General features: G+C 54.5%; 2 protein-coding genes. Both read right to left on the reverse strand.

Annotation, left to right across the window (positions count from 1 at the left end):
* Positions 1–1,742, reverse strand: a 1,742-nt coding sequence (locus ABYT30_RS18665) for an amidohydrolase family protein (protein ID WP_373098028.1), incomplete at its 3' end; no start/stop codon positions are given.
* A 43-nt stretch (positions 1,743–1,785) separates the two neighbouring features.
* Positions 1,786–2,140 (reverse strand): phytanoyl-CoA dioxygenase family protein (locus ABYT30_RS18670; RefSeq protein ID WP_373083373.1); only part of this gene is annotated, 355 nt, incomplete at its 5' end.

Raw genomic sequence — 2,140 nt, forward strand, 5'->3', positions numbered from 1 at the left:
GATAATTTGCGTGGGCTCTGTGGTCCGCGTATTAAGCGGCCGGGTAGCGCGCCAGTAGCGCTGTCGTGGTCAATGGTTTGTTCGCCGGCAACAAAGGTGGCGACGTAGCCGGTGGCGCGCTGCATTAGGCGGCGTGCGCCCGTGGGTAGGTCAAAGACCATTTCTTGTAGCTTCAGCTGTAAGTTGTCGTAGTCAATAACATTGATATCGGCGCGATAGCCCGGTGCAATGCGGCCACGATCTTTGAGGCCGTAAAGGTCGGCGGTGTCGCTGGTGATCATCTGTACGGCCTTACTTAATTCAATTTTGGGTCCGCGTTTGCGATCTCGAGACCAATAGGACAGCATCATTGTTGGCGTGCCAGCATCACAGGCAACGCCGCAATGCGCGCCGCCGTCACCGAGACCAAAGTGACTTGCTGGGTGAACGAGCATGTCATATACATCGTCTAGGCTGTAGTTGTAATAATTGGTGATGGGGTATTGAATTAAGTTGTGCCCTTCATTGCCAAGCATGTGGTCGTAGCAAAACTCTTCTGGGGTAATGCCTTTTGCCTCGGCAAGTTTTACCACAGTGCTGTCGCGGGTTGGTTCCAAGTCTATCGGTGGTTCTATTGGAAACATATGCGAAAGATTTTCGTGCAGCATTTGCGCCATCGGATGGCGATACGTGCCGTTGGGTTCAGCGAGAATTTTTGCACGTACTTCGGGTTTGCGCATTTCGGCAACACGCTCAGCTAACGGCAAATGCTCAATGGCTTTGTAGCTTGGCCGGGTCGAAAATGTATGTTGCACGCTCTGTAAGCCGAACACGATGCCGGCGGGGCGAGCGCCCACCTGTGGGTAAAGGGGAATACCCTTAGCTTGCAGTTTACCTGCGTGTTCAAGCAGCATGCGCCAGCGGTCGAGTTCAGTATGGGTTTGCATCAGCCCAAAGATGACGGGCCGGCCGCTGCTAGTTGCAACATTGGCAATCCAATCGATTTCCGCATGAGCGACTTCAGACACCTCGCCGTCCATGCCCCTCGGAATGAGTTCAAAGACGCCTTTGCCGAGCTTGCCGAGTTCACCAACAATGGCCTCGAACTCGGCCTCCTCGGTATAAGTGCCGGGGACCACTCCGCCGGTATTATCACGGTGAGCAAGTAACCGCGAGGTCGACACTCCCAGTGCGCCTTTTTCGACGCCCTCGCGAACAATTGCGCACATTTGCGCGATTTCCTCAGGGGTCGCGTTTTCAGTTGCGGCGCGTTGGCCCATCACATAGTGTCTAACTGCGGAGTGGGGTACGTGGGTTCCCACATCCATCATCCAGCGCCGAGAGTCCAATACGTCGAGGTACTCGGGGAAGCTCTCCCAGCCCCAGGTCATGCCTTCAGTCAGCGCGGTGCCGGGAATATCCTCAACACCCTCCATTAAATCAATGAGACGTTGGCGCTCATTTTCACGCACCGGTGCAAAGCCCACGCCACAGTTGCCCATGACGACCGTAGTGACACCGTGCCAGCAGGAGGGGGCTAATTGCTCGTCCCAGGTCGCCTGACCATCGTAATGGGTGTGTACATCAACAAAGCCAGGGGTCACGAGATAGCCGCTTGCGTCGAATACCCGCTCGTTAGGGCTCGGGACTAAATTTTTAGCGACTTCAAGGATGACACCGTTTTTGATACGTACATCGGCTAACTGAGGCGGCGTTCCGTTGCCGTCGATAACGGTGCCGCCTTGAATGAGTAAATTAGGCATTGTTTTTTTCCTGTTGGCATATTGCGATGAGCTAAAGTTTCGATCAAACGGCTGGTCGACCGTAAGTTCTGCCAAGTGGAGAATCGCTGCCAAAACCCATAAGCTGGAGTAGCTTGGTTTGTCCAGATGTACGCACGAGTGGCGATAGGCAAACCCACCAATTCTCGTTAGGCATAAAACATTCCATAGTGTAATAGCCGAGAATCGCTGAGCGCTGGCGGTCTTTGGTGGTGTTGCTTCCGGTCTTGTGCCAGACCCGGCTTTCCATAACGATCAGTGAGCCAGCCGGAGCTTCAATTGCGACCGACGGCGTTTCCCATTCCTCGATCGTCGCTGACCGGCCGAGTTTATGGCTGCCAGGAACCATGCGGGTAGCGCCGGTTTCTTCGGTGAAATCA

Source organism: Zhongshania sp., assembly GCF_041623545.1.
GTDB lineage: Bacteria > Pseudomonadota > Gammaproteobacteria > Pseudomonadales > Spongiibacteraceae > Spongiibacter.